This window comes from Mesorhizobium sp. M0601, from assembly GCF_040320845.1.
In the GTDB taxonomy this organism is placed as follows: domain Bacteria; phylum Pseudomonadota; class Alphaproteobacteria; order Rhizobiales; family Rhizobiaceae; genus Mesorhizobium.
The window spans coordinates 27,000-40,637 of record NZ_JAMYQK010000048.1; the positions used below are offsets into that span (position 1 = coordinate 27,000).

Below are 13,638 nucleotides of genomic sequence, written 5' to 3' on the forward strand. Positions count from 1 at the left end.
TGGGTGCAGACAGGTGCGCGAAATACAGCGTCGAGCGGATTTTGCCGTCGACTGGATTGCGCCGCGTTGATGCAGGTCAATCGCCGGGTACACGCAAACAAATCGAGGCCCGGCAGAGCCGGGCCTCGTCGCTTGGACGGTGAGGGCCGGAGAATAGCCCCCCGTTCCTATTCTCCACCGCCTAGCGAATGCACGTAGACCGCCAGCTCCTTGATCCTGGTTTCGCCCAGCCGCGCGCCCCAGGCCGGCATCACGCCCTGTTTCGGCGCGGCGACCTGGGCGGCGATGGCCGCTTCGCCCGATCCGTAGAGCCAGATGGCATCGGTCAGATCAGGAGCGCCGAGCTCCTTGTTGCCGATTGCATTGTCGCCGTGACAGGCCACGCAGTTTTCGGCAAAAACCTTAGCGCCGGGCACCACCAACGATTGATCGCCGACGGTTTGGGACAGGCTAGCAACATAGGCGCTGACCTGTTTGATCTGGTCTGCGGTGATGATGTCGCCGAAGGCTGGCATTTCCGACAGGCGCGTATCCGGATCGGAGGCGAAGCGGATGCCATGCGTAATCGTCTGCTGGATCTGGTCCGCCTTGCCGCCCCACAGCCAGTCGTCGTCATTGAGGTTGGGGAAGCCCTTGGAGCCCTGGGCGCCGGAACCATGGCACTGCACGCAATTGAGCTTGAACGCGGCGCCGCCGGCAGCGACCGCGAATTCGCGCAGTGTATCGTCGGCGGCAATCTCAGAGACGTTTTTCGATTCTATTGCCGTGACGTATTTGCCCTTGGCCACCTCGGCCGCCATCAACTCGTGACCGACCTCGTTGCGGCTCGAATAGCCAAGCACGCCCTTGCTTGCCGAATGCAGCAGAGGCCATGCCGGATAGGCGATGGTGTATCCGATCGCCCAGACAATGGTGATGTAGAAGGTAATGACCCACCAGCGCGGGAGCGGGTTGTTCAGCTCGCGAATACCATCCCATTCATGACCAGTGGTCGAAACGCCAGAGATCTCATCGATATGCTCGTCGCTCATGATCACTCGTCCTCAAGAGGAATCCGGGCAGCTTCGTCGGCAAGCTTGCGGCTGCCGGGGCGCAGGGCAAAGGCGATCGCGCCGACAAAGAACAGAGCCATGGCGACCAGACCCCAGCTGTCGGCGAACTCCCGCATCAAATTGTAATCCATGGGTAAAACTCCTCTCAGCGGTAGCCGGCGGCTTCGTCGTAGTTCTTGAAATCGACCAGCGTGCCGAGCATCTGGAGATAGGCGACGAGGGCATCCATTTCGGTGACCTGTTGCGGGTTGCCGTCGAAGTCGCCGATCTTGGCTTTGGGGTAGCGGGCATCGAGGCCGGATGTGTCGGCGTTGGGATCGGCTTGCGTCATCAGATCGGCGTTGGCGTGCGCGATCATGTCGTCGGAGTAGGGGACGCCGACCCGCCTGTTGGCGACCAGATGCGTAGAGAAGTCCTTCACATCGATCGGCGTGTCTTTCAGGAACGCATAGCTCGGCATGATTGATTCAGGCACCACCGAACGCGGATCCGTAAGGTGCTCGACATGCCATAGATTAGAGTAGCGGTCGCCAACCCTGGCGAGGTCCGGTCCGGTGCGCTTCGATCCCCATTGGAAAGGATGATCGTACATCGACTCGGCCGCCAGACTGTAGTGACCATAGCGCTCGACCTCGTCGCGGAATGGCCTGATCATCTGGCTATGGCAGAGGTAGCAGCCCTCACGCACATAGATGTTGCGCCCCACCAGTTCGAGTGGCGAGTAAGGGCGCATGCCTTCCACCTTCTCGATCGTGTTGTCGAGATAGAAGAGCGGTGCGATCTCGACGATGCCGCCGACCGTCACCACAAGAAGAGAGCCAACGAGAAGAAGCGTAGCGTTCTTCTCGATGATCGCGTGTTTGTCCATCAAGCCCATTGTCTGGCTCCTTATTCGGCAGGCTGAAGGGCGGGAACAGCGCCGGGCATCGGCTCCTCCTCGCGCTGGTAGCCGAGGATGGTCATGGCGATGTTCCAGGCCATGATCAGGGCGCCGGAGAGGTACATGGCCCCGCCGATGGCGCGCATGACATAGTAGGGGTGCATGGCGGCCACGGTTTCGGCAAAGGAGTAGACCAGGAAGCCCTGCTCGTCGTATTCGCGCCACATCAGGCCCTGCATGATGCCAGACACCCACATGACGGCCGCGTAGACGACGATGCCGAGCGTCGCCAGCCAGAAGTGCCAGGTGACCAGCCGCAGCGAATAGAGCCGTTGGCGATTCCAAAGCTTCGGCACCATGTAATAGATCGCGCCGAACGAGATCATCCCGACCCAGCCGAGCGCACCGGAGTGCACGTGACCTATGGTCCAGTCGGTATAGTGCGACAGCGAATTGACCGTCTTGATCGACATCATCGGGCCCTCGAAGGTCGACATGCCGTAGAAGGCGATGGCCATCACCATCATGCGGATAATGGGATCGGTGCGTAGCTTGTCCCAGGCGCCCGACAGCGTCATCAGGCCGTTGATCATGCCGCCCCATGACGGCATCCACAGCATGATCGAAAACACCATGCCGAGCGTCTGCGCCCAGTCGGGCAGGGCGGTGTAGTGCAGGTGATGCGGACCGGCCCAGATGTAGAGGAAGATGATCGCCCAGAAGTGGATGATCGACAGGCGGTAAGAATAGACCGGCCGGTTCGCCTGCTTGGGCACGAAGTAATACATCATGCCGAGGAAGCCGGCGGTGAGGAAAAAGCCGACCGCGTTGTGGCCGTACCACCATTGCGTCAGGGCGTCCTGGACACCGGAAAAGGCGGAGTAGCTCTTGGAACCCAGGAATGAGGCCGGCATCGACAGGTTGTTGACCACATGCAGCATCGCGATGGTGACGATGAAGGAGAGATAAAACCAGTTGGCGACGTAGATGTGCGGCTCCTTGCGCTTCAGGATCGTGCCGAGGAACAGGATGAGATAGGCGACCCAGACGATGGTCAGCCAGACGTCTACATACCATTCGGGCTCGGCGTATTCGCGGCTCTCGGTGATGCCGAGCAGGTAGCCGGTCGCCGCCATAACGATGAAGAGCTGGTAGCCCCAGAACACGAACCAGCCGAGATCGCCGCCGAACAGCCGAGCGCGGCAGGTTCGTTGCACGACATACAATGACGTGCAGAGCAGCGCATTGCCGCCGAAGGCGAAGACGACGCCCGACGTATGCAATGGCCGTAAACGGCCGAAGTTAAACCAGGGCTGAATGTTGAGATCGGGGTAGGCAAGTTGCAGCGCAATGACGACGCCGACCAGCATGCCGACGACACCCCAGAACATGGTGGCGATGGCGCCATAGCGGATTGGCCCATCCATGTAGGCGGACGGGTCGATCGGAGCAGCTACTTCGAAACTCGTGTTGCGAATGAGGATGGCGACAAAGCCGAGCAGCACAAAAAACAGGACCCACATATGCTGCCGGAATGGCTCGTCCACACCGAACCCGGCTGCCACAAGGGCCGCAAATGTGAACAGGCCCAAGGCGAAGATTTGCGTGCCGAACTTCATGAGATGTCCCCGACCTCGGATTGGGATGCGCGGATACCAATCCGCTTGACACCAATTCCGCAGTCGCGGTGTCGCCGCCTTGATCCATGTCAAAGCTCAGCCCTTTCGGATTGGGCAGCGTGGCCCTTGCAAACGACCGGAGGCCGACGTTGAACCGGAAGAAATGGCAGGGATCGCCGCTGTTCGACGAAGGCGATGAAAATCCCATACCAGCTGGTCGATCCAGCAGAGAAGCGGTCCCGGCTGCCGTCATGAGGCGCGCGCACAGGGAAAAGCTGCAGCTCTGCGATGCTTTGGAGACAATTGCAGATGCCTTGCCCAGGGTCGACCGTCTGAAGTGCCTCGGCACGGCCAACGCGATCATTCCGCTGCTGCGCGACATTCATCGATACGAAGAGACGGTCATCTTCCCCGCCTATGAGGAGGCCACGGGAGGCAGCAATGCGAACCTTGCCTCAACCAGGCGCTTGCGGGCCGAACATGTCGAGGATGAATGCTTTGCCGGCGAGGTGACCGAAACTCTGCTGGCCATCGGTCACGGCGAGACGGTCGAGAACCCCGAAGCCATCGGTTTCATGTTGCGCGGCCTGTTCGAGAGCTTGCGCCGGCACATCGCGTTTGAACGCGAGCACGTCCTGCCGATGATCGGGATCGTCGATTGATCCTAGTCGCCAGAGCGTCGTTGTAGCCGGGTCAGCTTGTCGACGGTGACTTCCCGATTGTTCTCGATCCGGATCACTCCATCTGATCGCAGTCGGGTTAGCTGCCGGCTCACTGTCTCGATCGTCAGGCCAAGGAAATCGGCGATATCGGCGCGCGTCAACGGCAGATCGAAACTTGTCGACTGAGCGGCCGGATCGAGCGTGGGATCGATGTTTCTGGCAATCATCAGCAGAAAGCTCGCCACTTTTTCCGCAGCGGTCTTGCGGCCCAGCGTGACCATCCAGTCGCGTGCCTCGTCGAGTTCGTTCAGCGTCTGCTTGAGCAGGCGGTGCTCGAGTTCTGGCGACTCTCTCATCATCCTTTCGACGGACGCCCTTGGAAACGAACACAGGGAAACGGACGTTGCGGCTTCGGCGTTGATTGCGCTTTCCACCTTGAAGGGCCGCCCCAGAAAATCGGGGGCGAACTGGAGGCCGACAATCTGCTGGCGTCCGTCCGACAGGCTCTTTGTCAGCTTCACCACGCCGGAAAGCACGTTCGAATAACTGTCGACGGTCTCGGTGTCGCCAATCAGTTCTGCGCCCGGTTCAACGGTATGCTTCGACGAGGTTTTGGCCAGGCCCACCAGTTGATCGGGATCGAGCGCACCGCATACACCATGGTGGCACGCTTCGCATGATTGGCAAAGCACGGGAACGCCGGCGCTGTGTACATCCTGACGCACTGACACCACGATGGTCCGAGAAATCCGAAGGTGCCAGCAGGATATAGCATCCGCCCGAAAAAGCCTTGCGGCAGTTTGTCCGCGGCAAGATGGCATTGACCGAAATCAAGGCCGCCGGCGTCCAATGTGAGCAATGTCGCGCCATGCAAAGTGGAGCGGATAGAGACATGCGGTCAGAATTAGTTGCCAGACTTGGTGAGAACGTGCCGCGCTATACAAGCTACCCAACAGCGCCGCATTTTCATGCAGGCGTTGATGCTGCAATTTGTCGTGGCTGGCTGCAGGCGCTCAACGATGGCGATGAGATCTCGCTCTATCTGCACATCCCGTATTGCGACAAGCTTTGCTGGTTCTGCGCTTGCCATACCAAGCAGACACGCCACTACGAACCAGTGACCACATATCTGCGCTCACTGGATGCCGAGATCGCCACCGTCTCCAGTCTTGTCGCAGGCAAGGGCCGCGTGCGTGCCGTCCATTTCGGCGGCGGTTCGCCAACGATGCTCAAACCGGAGGATCTGGTGGCGCTGGGAACCGTCCTGCGCAACAGCTTCACGTTTCTGCCCGGTGCAAAGATCAGCGTTGAGATCGAACCCAACGATATGGACGATGCCCGCCTCGATGCACTCGCCGAAATCGGCATGACCCGTGCGAGCCTCGGCGTCCAGGATTTCGACCCGAAGGTGCAGAAAGCGATCAACCGCGAGCAGAGCTTTTTGCAGACCAAGACGGTTGTTGATGGCGTTCGTTCGCGCGGCGTCGAATCCGTCAATCTCGATCTGCTCTACGGCCTGCCGCATCAGACCAGGGAGAGCGTCGCCTCCACGGTTGCACAGGCACTGACCCTGGAACCGGATCGGATCGCGCTTTTTGGCTACGCCCATGTGCCGTGGTTCAAGAGACATCAGACGATGATCGACGAGGCGTGGCTGCCAGGGCCAGAGGAGCGATTTGCTCAATCGCAATTGGCGGCGCGGGCGATCGTGGACCAGGGATACGAAGCAATCGGCCTCGACCATTTCGCCAAACCGGGCGATGCCCTCGCGCTTGCCGCCCGCGCCGGAACACTGCACCGGAACTTTCAGGGCTATACCGAGGATCGCTGCGAGACCTTGATCGGCCTTGGCCCGTCATCCATCAGCCAGTTTCGCCAGGGCTATGCACAGAATATGCCTTCGACCGCCGAGTATGGACGTATGGTTGCTGATGGCGGGCTGGCCGCTGTTCGGGGTATCGCGCTTTCCGACGACGACCGTGTTCGCGGCTGGATCATCGAGCGATTGATGTGTGACTTCGCCTTCTCGGCGATTGAGCTGGTGGAGCGCTTTGGCGAAGCCGGCCAAAGACTTCTCCTCGAGGCGAGTTCCACGGCTCTTGATGGTCCTGCGCGGTTGCTTGAACTTGATGGTGACCGCTTCGTCGTGCCTGCGGAAAGCCGGCCATTTGTCAGGAGCATCGCGGCAAAGTTCGACAAATATTTCGAAACCGGCAAGGCCAGGCATTCGGTAGCGGTCTGAGCATCGGCTGCAGTCGGTTGGGAAGGCTACCTCCCGATCTGAACAGCGCAGATCTTCGACCGTGTCAGGAATCGCTTCTCCCGTCCGTTATCGAGGGAGAACATGCCGCCGCGGCCAGGCACTACGTCGATGATGAGATCGGTATGCTTCCACACCTCGAATTGCGAAGCCCCGATATAGAAGGGTGCGTCGCCGATGTGGCCGAGCAACACATCCTGATCGCCGACGATGAAGTCAGCACGCGGATAGCACATCGGCGAAGACCCGTCGCAGCAGCCGCCCGATTGATGAAACAGCACTGGTCCGTGCTCGGCAACAATCTCCGCGATCAGTTCAAGCGCTTCCGGCGTCGCCGTGACTTTTGCATGCATAGTCTAATCCGGTTTCCAGCCATTATGGGCGCGGCCCCGCGCGGGGCCGCGCCTGTGGGGCAAAGAGGTGATCAGAAGAAGCCGAGCCTCTTCGGGCTATAGCTGACCAGCATGTTCTTGGTCTGCTGATAGTGGTCGAGCATCATCTTGTGTGTCTCGCGGCCGATGCCAGACTGCTTGTAGCCGCCGAAGGCCGCATGCGCGGGATAGGCGTGGTAGCAGTTGGTCCAGACGCGGCCGGCCTGGATCGCACGGCCGAAACGATAGGCACGGTTGCCATCGCGGGTCCAGACCCCGGCCCCGAGGCCGTAAAGCGTGTCGTTGGCAATGCTGAGCGCTTCGTCATCGTCCTTGAAGGTCGTGACAGAAACCACCGGCCCGAAGATCTCCTCCTGGAAGATGCGCATTTTGTTGTGTCCCTTGAACACGGTCGGCTTGACGTAATAGCCGCCCGCCAGATCACCAGGCAGAACATTGCGGGCGCCACCGGTCAGCACCTCCGCGCCTTCCTGGCGGCCGATGTCGATATAGGACAGGATCTTCTCCAACTGCTCGGACGAGGCCTGGGCGCCAATCATCGTCGCCGGATCGAGCGGATCGCCCTGCACGATCGCCTCGACGCGCTTCAGCGCGCGTTCCATGAACGTATCGTAGATCGATTCATGGATGAGCGCGCGGCTCGGGCAGGTACAGACCTCGCCCTGGTTTAGCGCAAACATGACGAAGCCTTCGATCGCCTTGTCGAAGAAATCGTCGTCCTCGGCGACAACATCCTTGAAGAAGATGTTTGGCGATTTGCCGCCCAATTCCAGTGTTACGGGGATAAGGTTCTGGCTGGCATATTGCATGATCAGCCGGCCCGTCGTGGTCTCGCCGGTAAAGGCGATCTTGGCAATGCGCGGCGACGACGCGAGTGGCTTGCCCGCCTCGAGACCAAAGCCGTTGACGATGTTGAGCACGCCCGGCGGCAGCAGATCGCCAATAAGGTCGGCCCACAGCAGGATGGCAGCCGGGGTCTGCTCGGCAGGCTTCAGCACGACGCAGTTTCCCGCGGCGAGCGCGGGAGCAAGCTTCCAGCATGCCATCAGCAGCGGAAAATTCCAGGGGATGATCTGGCCAACCACCCCGAGCGGCTCATGGAAATGATAGGCGACGGTGTCGTCGTCGATCTGGGAAAGGCTCCCTTCCTGGCCGCGCACGGCGCCCGCGAAATAGCGGAAATGGTCGATGGCCAAGGGCAGGTCGGCGGCGGTTGTTTCACGGATCGGCTTGCCGTTGTCCCATGTTTCAGCGCATGCGAGGAGATCGAGGTTCTCCTCCATGCGATCGGCGATGCGGTTGAGGATGAGTGACCGCTCAGCAACGCTGGTGCGCCCCCAGGCGTCCTTGGCGGCATGTGCCGCGTCCAAGGCCACCTCGATGTCCTGGGCATCCGAGCGCGCCACCTCGCAAAGTAGCTGACCGTTCACCGGCGAGAAGTTCTCGAAGTAGCGGCCGGCGCGGGGCTCGGCCCATTTCCCGCCGATGAAATTGCCGTAGCGCTTGTCGAAGGGCGCCTTGACCGAGCGTGAGAATTCAACCTTGTTCATGCGTATTCCTCCCAAAGCTGACGTCGCGGGATGCGACGCTTCGGAAGAGACTTGCGATTTCCGCCTGTGGTTGTCACCGTACCGGTCACAGTGGTCGGAGGCGATGTGTCGCAGAATTGCGACAGTCAGATCGAAAGGTCAGTGCGTCCGGTGAACATCAAGGCGGTTGAGTTTGCGGTGAAGCGTCGCGCGGCTAATCCCAAGTGCCTGAGCCGCAGCGGAGACATTTCCGTCTGCCCGTGCCAGCGCTCGCTGCAGAGCTGCGCGCTCTGCCTCAGCGAGAATTTTGGAGTCACTCTCGGCCCAGCCGAGCAGATCGGCGGCGGGCATTGGTTTGTCGAGGCACTGCTGCGTAATGCCAAGTGCCAGGCGGGCCGAACGGGTCGCGCCGACCACGAGCTCGTCGGCATCGACGGCGATGAGCGCGCCGGAGCCTTTGTCGCTCACCGGCGCCAGCAGAATTCGCGCCTTCGGGAATGCCATCCTGAAGTTCTCCGCCTCGATCCGGCGCGCCGCGTCGATCACGGCGATCGAAATGAGATTGGCGAAGGCCTCGATCAGGTCAGCCCGGCAGGAAGACACGTCAAGAGCAGCCACAAGATTCCCCTCGTGATCGTGGATCGGGGCGGTGGTGCAACTGAGTACCGTGTTGCGCGTATGGAAATGTTGGTCACGGTGAATTGTCAGCGCGCGCCCTTCGACAAGACAGGTGCCAATTCCGTTGGTGCCCTGGCTTTCCTCATTCCAGACCGAGCCAGTCCACAAACCCCAGGAATGAAACGTCTTGTCGTCTACGGGCGCGCCGCGCCGTTCGATCGGCACGCCGTCACGATCGGCGAGTAGGACGCAGCATCCGACGCCGCCTACCGCAAGATAGAGACGATCGAGACTTGATTGCGCGGCGTTGACGAGAGGTTCGATGCGTTGCCGGGCCTGCCCCAGTTCGGCCTCGGTCAGATAATGTGGAGGGCTGCGGTCAGCTGGATCGAGCCGATGCAAATTGGAAGACCGGCGCCAGGACGCAACCAACGCCGACGTCGCCGCAGCGTCCGAAGCAATCGCCGCTTGAATGCGGTCAGCATGATGACCGTATAGTTTTTCGCCCATACTCATCCTCCCGAAACTGATTTCTTTCCTCCGATTAGCACGTAGTCAATTCGCCGAAAGAAGCAGAAGGCAAGTCGCTCTTGCCTAAGCACCCATCGAGAAAGCCTACCAACAGTAATGCCACGCAATCATTGATCCGGAGCAAGTCTGCGCATCGGTTGGTCAGAAATGCTCACCGGCCTTGAACGGTCCGATACGGGTGCCGGCTGCGATCAGGTAGGCGGTCGACCAGCCGATGAGCAAGAACCCGTTCACGCCCTCCAGCGCCGCCAGGACACGCCACGCATGAGCTGGCACGATGTCGCCATAGCCGACCGTCGAGAAGGTGATGGTGGAAAAGTACAACGCCGTTTCGAAATCGGCGAAGATATCGAGCAACCGGTATAGCCCGGCCCAGAGCCACACCTCCGCGGTCATGACGGCAAAGAGGCCCATCACCACGCTGATCATCGCCACGATGCGGCTGCGGCGCCCGTGCATGCGAAAGCGGGAGACAAGATATCCCATCGCATGTGTGACGGCGATAAGGCCAAAGGTGTGAACCAGCACCGTCAGGCTTATGACGATCGTGCCGATGAGCAGATTTAGAATCATGGGTGACCCTACCGGTCGGAATCGCGACACTGTTTGCGCCAGATCAAATCTGCAGTTCGCGGTTGTTGCTCTGGCCTTTCGGCCGGGTTTCGCATCCCCATGCTCGACATGCAGGCCGGGTTCGCGGGCGTGGCGTGGAGGCAGATCGCTACGCCATGGGTATCTCGGGTATCGCGAGCTCGCGGCAAACCCCTACGAGATCATGCGGTGCAATACGGGAAAGAGCCTGATTTTGTTGCCGACGTCGCGGCCAATCTTCCACATGGTCATCAGGTCTTCTGGGAACGCCTTCATGAGATGTTCCGTTTCGGGGTCCTTCGGGCGCCAGTATGACCGGCACACGGTTGTGGAACGTCACCATGGGCGGATTCGGCGGCGGAATGCGCGAGAGCCGCGTCTTGTCGCGCAGCAGCCCTTCAAAGCCTTCCTCAGCGAAGCGCTCCTGCCAGCGCCAGACACAGGTTGCCGGTCCGCCGCATGATTTCGACCGTACCGATACCATCGGCGCTCAACGGCACGATCTCGGCGCGCCAGACATGCTTCTGCGGACTGTTGCGGTCGCTGACCAGCCAGGCGCCGATGATCAGAAGGCGAGACGGTGAGAGATGTTCCAGTGCGCATGCGCCAGATTCGCAGGCGGAAACCACTAGGAACAATCTATTGACTAAGAACTCTGACTAGTAAAGAGTTCGTTCTCAGCGTGGCCGACAGAGAACATAAGCGTTCTTGCGTCGCCGTTGGAACAACGTCGTCCCCCGGGTTGAGCCGCCAAGTCATGCCGAAGCGCACAACAGGCCGGTACGAAAGCGTGACCGCAGGCGGCGAGAAGGTTGGTGCCTTCGTCCCCTTCGATCTGCCGCCGGTGCGGCCGGTGCTTGTCATCGACACCAAGCTCGAACGCCGCCTTGGGCAAGCCGAGCAGGCGCTTGTCCGACTCGATCTGGCGGGCGAGATGGTGCCTTCGCTCGACTGGTTCATCTACGCCTTCGTGCGCAAGGAAGCGGTGATCTCGTCTCAGATCGAGGGCACGCAAGCATCGCTCGTCGACCTTCTCGCTTTTGAAGCCGAGGAACAGCCCCAACCCAATGCCGATGTCGAGGAGGTGACAAACTACCTTGACGCCCTTGCCTACGCGCGCAACCAGCTCGCGTCGAAGCGTGGTCTGCCGCTTTCCCTGCGGCTCTTGAACGAAGCACACAAGCGGTTGATGCGCGGCGTGCGCGGCGGAAGCAGGCAGCCCGGAGAAATCCGCCGCAGCCAGAACTGGATTGGCGGAAGCCGTCCCGGGAACGCGGCTTATGTTCCGCCGCCTTCCGAGAAACTCCCTCAGCTTCTCAGCTCTTTAGAGAAATACATCCACGCCGACGACCAGCTGCCGAAGCTAGTGCGGACGGGTCTCTTGCATGCCCAGTTCGAAACCATTCACCCCTATCTCGATGGCAATGGGCGGATCGGGCGCCTGATGATCGCCCTCCTGCTGGAACACTGGGGACTCTTGAGGGCTCCGCTTCTCTATCTCAGCCTCTTCTTCAAGCGTCATCGCGAGGAATACTACCGGCGCCTCAATCGCGTGCGGCTAGAGGGCGACTGGGAGGGCTGGATCGATTTTTTTCTCGATGGCATCGCCACGATCGCCGATGAAGCTGTCGGCTCGGCGCGTGAATTGTTCAACCTCGTCAGCGCGGATCGCACGCGGCTGCTGGGTGTCGAATCCGTATCCGTTTCAGCTCTTCGATTGTTCGAGCGGCTTCCGCGGCATCCGATCGTGACCGTCGCATCGGCGATGAAGCTGCTCGACACGAGCAAACCGACCGCAGCCCGCGCCATCGAGGTGCTGGCCGAAATCGGTATCCTCGTGGAAACGACAGGAAAGAAGCGCGACCGCAGTTTCGGCTATCGCGCCTATATGGAACGTCTGCGAACCGGAACGGAACTGGACTTCAGCCGATGAGCGGCCGGCGGCGGATCACTCAACCCTATAGCCGAGCGTCCGATATCCCGTTCGCCGTTTTGCTGCCATGCGTGCCAGCACCGGGACCATCTCATCAACATAGTCGAAGACGATGACGGTCAGCCAGGTCATGTAGTCTTCGGGCGCCAGTATGACCGGCACACGGTTGTGGAAAGTCGCCATGAGCGGATTCGGCTCACAGGTCAGCACCGTGAAGCGGATGTTGTCGCCGATAGCGGGGTCGCGCCAATTCTCCCAGAGCGCCGCCAAAGCGAACGGCTCGCCCGACTTCATGGCAATGGCATACGCACAGCGCTCTCTGGGGGCGCGTTCCGGCTATGGCTTTTTGTCCGCGGAAAGGGCCGTTGTGCTTTGTGGCAGGGTCTTCACTTCGGTTTCGCGCAAGAGCCCGTCGAGCGTCAGCAGCGGCGCGCGCATTGTCATGGCATAGGCGTAGTGAAAGCAATCGAAATTGCTGAAGTAGCGTTGCCAATTCCGTGTTTTTCGGCAACCGCGACGGCATAGGACAGTACCCGCAGCGGCGATCCTGGCTCGCGAAGCGCGATTCTTCTGCTTCCAGCCATTTGACCACGACCGCCCCGGCGGCGCTGTACGGGGAATTCAGCTGGTCCGGCCAGGATAGAACAATAATCGCCTCCCACGCGGCGAGCGTCGATGTGAAGGGGGAGGGCGCTTCCAGCAAGGCGGCTTCGTAGCTATCGGCCGTGTCCTCGCCAGCCATCATCGACACGATGGCACAGGCATCCACGAACCTTATTCGTCGCCCTGCAGATCGTGATCCAGGTCGTGATAGGCTTCTTGTGGGACCGGCTTTCGATCAGGTTGGAAAGACAGGCCATGTTTTGCCAGAATCTTCTGTGCGGTCTCGCGCGGCCGCTCCTTTTTCATCCGGTTTCGGATTGTCTCACGGAGAGCGGATATCACCGCTTCGGTGATATTGGTGCGGTCGAGGCGGGCAAGCTCCCGCGCCAATTTGTCAGCTTCGTCGTTTCGGATGTTCAAGGTCATATGTGTAGCTCCAATCGCGTATCCATCATTACGCGTCGTGTAGCTTTTTTCAGTGCTCGGTCGCTACGGCGCGGGGCGGCGTAATATTCGACGCTGCGGACATAGTAAATTCGTTTCAGCCGGCGCACCGTCATTGCCTGCCGTTGCTCGGCCGAAGGATGTTCGCAGCTGATGACGACCGTATCTTGTCGCGGGCACGTCTCACCATCGGGCGGTGAGCGATCCCAATCTGTTGGATGCCTTCAACCGCGATGCCGCCGTGCAGAAACGGACCGTGCCTGAAGCTGCAGAGGCAGCGACAGCCCTGTGGGGAAGGACAGCCGCAACCGCAATCGCCTGGTGCGCCGTGTCGGCGTATTGCAACGGGCGGATACGGGAGTACCGGTTCTGGTTTCGGGTATTCGCCTATCTTCAAGCGGGTTCGCCCGTTGCCGAAGTGGAAGCAGCGTCGGAGAGAGTTCGTCCAGGCTTTTCCCGATAGGGAAATCATGTTCGACGAGGGAACTGCCTGCTTGTCGAGAGAACGCCGGACCGAAGTCAGC

At 60.4% G+C, this 13,638-nt stretch carries 14 protein-coding genes and 2 pseudogenes; 4 read left to right on the top strand and 12 right to left on the bottom strand.

Annotation, left to right across the window (positions count from 1 at the left end; genetic code table 11):
- Positions 1–167: 167 nt before the first annotated feature.
- Genes ccoP through ccoN form a run of 4 tightly spaced genes read right to left on the bottom strand, consistent with a single transcriptional unit; the run spans position 168 to position 3,551 of the window.
- Positions 168–1,031: a cytochrome-c oxidase, cbb3-type subunit III gene (gene ccoP / locus NKI41_RS28885; RefSeq protein ID WP_352473144.1), complete on the bottom strand. Its 864-nt coding sequence runs from the start codon at positions 1,029–1,031 to the stop codon at positions 168–170.
- Positions 1,032–1,033: 2 nt separating this feature from the next.
- Positions 1,034–1,183, bottom strand: coding sequence for a CcoQ/FixQ family Cbb3-type cytochrome c oxidase assembly chaperone (locus NKI41_RS28890; RefSeq protein ID WP_023759205.1), 150 nt, complete (start codon positions 1,181–1,183; stop codon positions 1,034–1,036).
- A gap of 14 nt (positions 1,184–1,197) precedes the next feature.
- A complete protein-coding gene (gene ccoO / locus NKI41_RS28895; protein WP_352473146.1) occupies positions 1,198–1,929 on the bottom strand; it encodes a cytochrome-c oxidase, cbb3-type subunit II in 732 nt (243 codons plus the stop codon).
- A gap of 11 nt (positions 1,930–1,940) precedes the next feature.
- The gene (gene ccoN, locus NKI41_RS28900) at positions 1,941–3,551 is read right to left on the bottom strand and encodes a cytochrome-c oxidase, cbb3-type subunit I (RefSeq protein WP_352473147.1); all 1,611 of its coding nucleotides are present in this window, start codon (positions 3,549–3,551) and stop codon (positions 1,941–1,943) included.
- Between the two features lie 251 nt (positions 3,552–3,802).
- On the opposite strand from ccoN, the gene NKI41_RS28905 reads away from it, so the two are divergent.
- A complete protein-coding gene (locus NKI41_RS28905) occupies positions 3,803–4,213 on the top strand; it encodes a hemerythrin domain-containing protein (RefSeq protein WP_352473148.1) in 411 nt (136 codons plus the stop codon).
- Positions 4,214–4,215: 2 nt separating this feature from the next.
- Here the strand turns inward: NKI41_RS28905 and NKI41_RS28910 are convergent, their stop codons facing one another.
- Entirely contained in the window at positions 4,216–4,944 is a 729-nt protein-coding gene (locus tag NKI41_RS28910) for a Crp/Fnr family transcriptional regulator (protein ID WP_352686119.1), read from the bottom strand.
- 161 nt (positions 4,945–5,105) lie between these two features.
- On the opposite strand from NKI41_RS28910, the gene hemN reads away from it, so the two are divergent.
- Complete coding sequence (gene hemN, locus NKI41_RS28915; RefSeq protein ID WP_352473151.1) at positions 5,106–6,455, top strand: oxygen-independent coproporphyrinogen III oxidase; 1,350 nt, start codon at positions 5,106–5,108, stop codon at positions 6,453–6,455.
- A 26-nt stretch (positions 6,456–6,481) separates the two neighbouring features.
- Here the strand turns inward: hemN and NKI41_RS28920 are convergent, their stop codons facing one another.
- The 5 genes and pseudogenes from NKI41_RS28920 to NKI41_RS28940 form a co-directional block, all read right to left on the bottom strand.
- Positions 6,482–6,826 (bottom strand): DUF779 domain-containing protein, encoded by a 345-nt coding sequence (locus NKI41_RS28920; protein WP_352473153.1) that lies wholly within the window; start codon positions 6,824–6,826, stop codon positions 6,482–6,484.
- A 71-nt stretch (positions 6,827–6,897) separates the two neighbouring features.
- Entirely contained in the window at positions 6,898–8,415 is a 1,518-nt protein-coding gene (gene adh, locus NKI41_RS28925) for an aldehyde dehydrogenase (protein ID WP_352473154.1), read from the bottom strand.
- A gap of 138 nt (positions 8,416–8,553) precedes the next feature.
- On the bottom strand, positions 8,554–9,522 hold the full coding sequence (locus NKI41_RS28930) for a GAF domain-containing protein (RefSeq protein WP_352473156.1): 969 nt from the start codon (positions 9,520–9,522) through the stop codon (positions 8,554–8,556).
- Between the two features lie 162 nt (positions 9,523–9,684).
- Positions 9,685–10,116 (bottom strand): potassium channel family protein, encoded by a 432-nt coding sequence (locus tag NKI41_RS28935; RefSeq protein WP_352473158.1) that lies wholly within the window; start codon positions 10,114–10,116, stop codon positions 9,685–9,687.
- A gap of 364 nt (positions 10,117–10,480) precedes the next feature.
- Positions 10,481–10,737, bottom strand: a pseudogene (locus tag NKI41_RS28940) (helix-turn-helix domain-containing protein); the annotation flags it as partial.
- 154 nt (positions 10,738–10,891) lie between these two features.
- Here NKI41_RS28940 and NKI41_RS28945 point away from each other — a divergent pair.
- The gene (locus tag NKI41_RS28945; RefSeq protein ID WP_352686122.1) at positions 10,892–12,067 is read left to right on the top strand and encodes a Fic family protein; all 1,176 of its coding nucleotides are present in this window, start codon (positions 10,892–10,894) and stop codon (positions 12,065–12,067) included.
- A 15-nt stretch (positions 12,068–12,082) separates the two neighbouring features.
- On the opposite strand, the pseudogene NKI41_RS28950 reads toward NKI41_RS28945, so the two are convergent.
- Together NKI41_RS28950 and NKI41_RS28955 are read right to left on the bottom strand one after the other, a co-directional pair.
- A pseudogene (locus NKI41_RS28950) lies at positions 12,083–12,376 on the bottom strand (SOS response-associated peptidase family protein); the annotation flags it as partial.
- Between the two features lie 465 nt (positions 12,377–12,841).
- The gene (locus NKI41_RS28955; RefSeq protein ID WP_352503673.1) at positions 12,842–13,096 is read right to left on the bottom strand and encodes a type II toxin-antitoxin system VapB family antitoxin; all 255 of its coding nucleotides are present in this window, start codon (positions 13,094–13,096) and stop codon (positions 12,842–12,844) included.
- A 214-nt stretch (positions 13,097–13,310) separates the two neighbouring features.
- Between NKI41_RS28955 and NKI41_RS33390 the strand changes: the two genes are divergently transcribed.
- On the top strand, positions 13,311–13,577 hold the full coding sequence (locus tag NKI41_RS33390; RefSeq protein WP_502901254.1) for a Y4oE-related protein: 267 nt from the start codon (positions 13,311–13,313) through the stop codon (positions 13,575–13,577).
- Positions 13,578–13,638: the final 61 nt, after the last annotated feature.

Bases quoted from the DNA above. Each gene is read 5' to 3' on its own strand.
- ccoP (WP_352473144.1), bottom strand. From the start codon at position 1,031: ATGAGCGACGAGCATATCGATGAGATCTCTGGCGTTTCGACCACTGGT.
- NKI41_RS28890 (WP_023759205.1), bottom strand. From the start codon at position 1,183: ATGGATTACAATTTGATGCGGGAGTTCGCCGACAGCTGGGGTCTGGTC.
- ccoO (WP_352473146.1), bottom strand. From the start codon at position 1,929: ATGGGCTTGATGGACAAACACGCGATCATCGAGAAGAACGCTACGCTT.
- ccoN (WP_352473147.1), bottom strand. From the start codon at position 3,551: ATGAAGTTCGGCACGCAAATCTTCGCCTTGGGCCTGTTCACATTTGCG.
- NKI41_RS28905 (WP_352473148.1), top strand. From the start codon at position 3,803: ATGAGGCGCGCGCACAGGGAAAAGCTGCAGCTCTGCGATGCTTTGGAG.
- hemN (WP_352473151.1), top strand. From the start codon at position 5,106: ATGCGGTCAGAATTAGTTGCCAGACTTGGTGAGAACGTGCCGCGCTAT.
- NKI41_RS28920 (WP_352473153.1), bottom strand. From the start codon at position 6,826: ATGCATGCAAAAGTCACGGCGACGCCGGAAGCGCTTGAACTGATCGCG.
- adh (WP_352473154.1), bottom strand. From the start codon at position 8,415: ATGAACAAGGTTGAATTCTCACGCTCGGTCAAGGCGCCCTTCGACAAG.
- NKI41_RS28930 (WP_352473156.1), bottom strand. From the start codon at position 9,522: ATGGGCGAAAAACTATACGGTCATCATGCTGACCGCATTCAAGCGGCG.
- NKI41_RS28935 (WP_352473158.1), bottom strand. From the start codon at position 10,116: ATGATTCTAAATCTGCTCATCGGCACGATCGTCATAAGCCTGACGGTG.
- NKI41_RS28945 (WP_352686122.1), top strand. From the start codon at position 10,892: ATGCCGAAGCGCACAACAGGCCGGTACGAAAGCGTGACCGCAGGCGGC.
- NKI41_RS28955 (WP_352503673.1), bottom strand. From the start codon at position 13,096: ATGACCTTGAACATCCGAAACGACGAAGCTGACAAATTGGCGCGGGAG.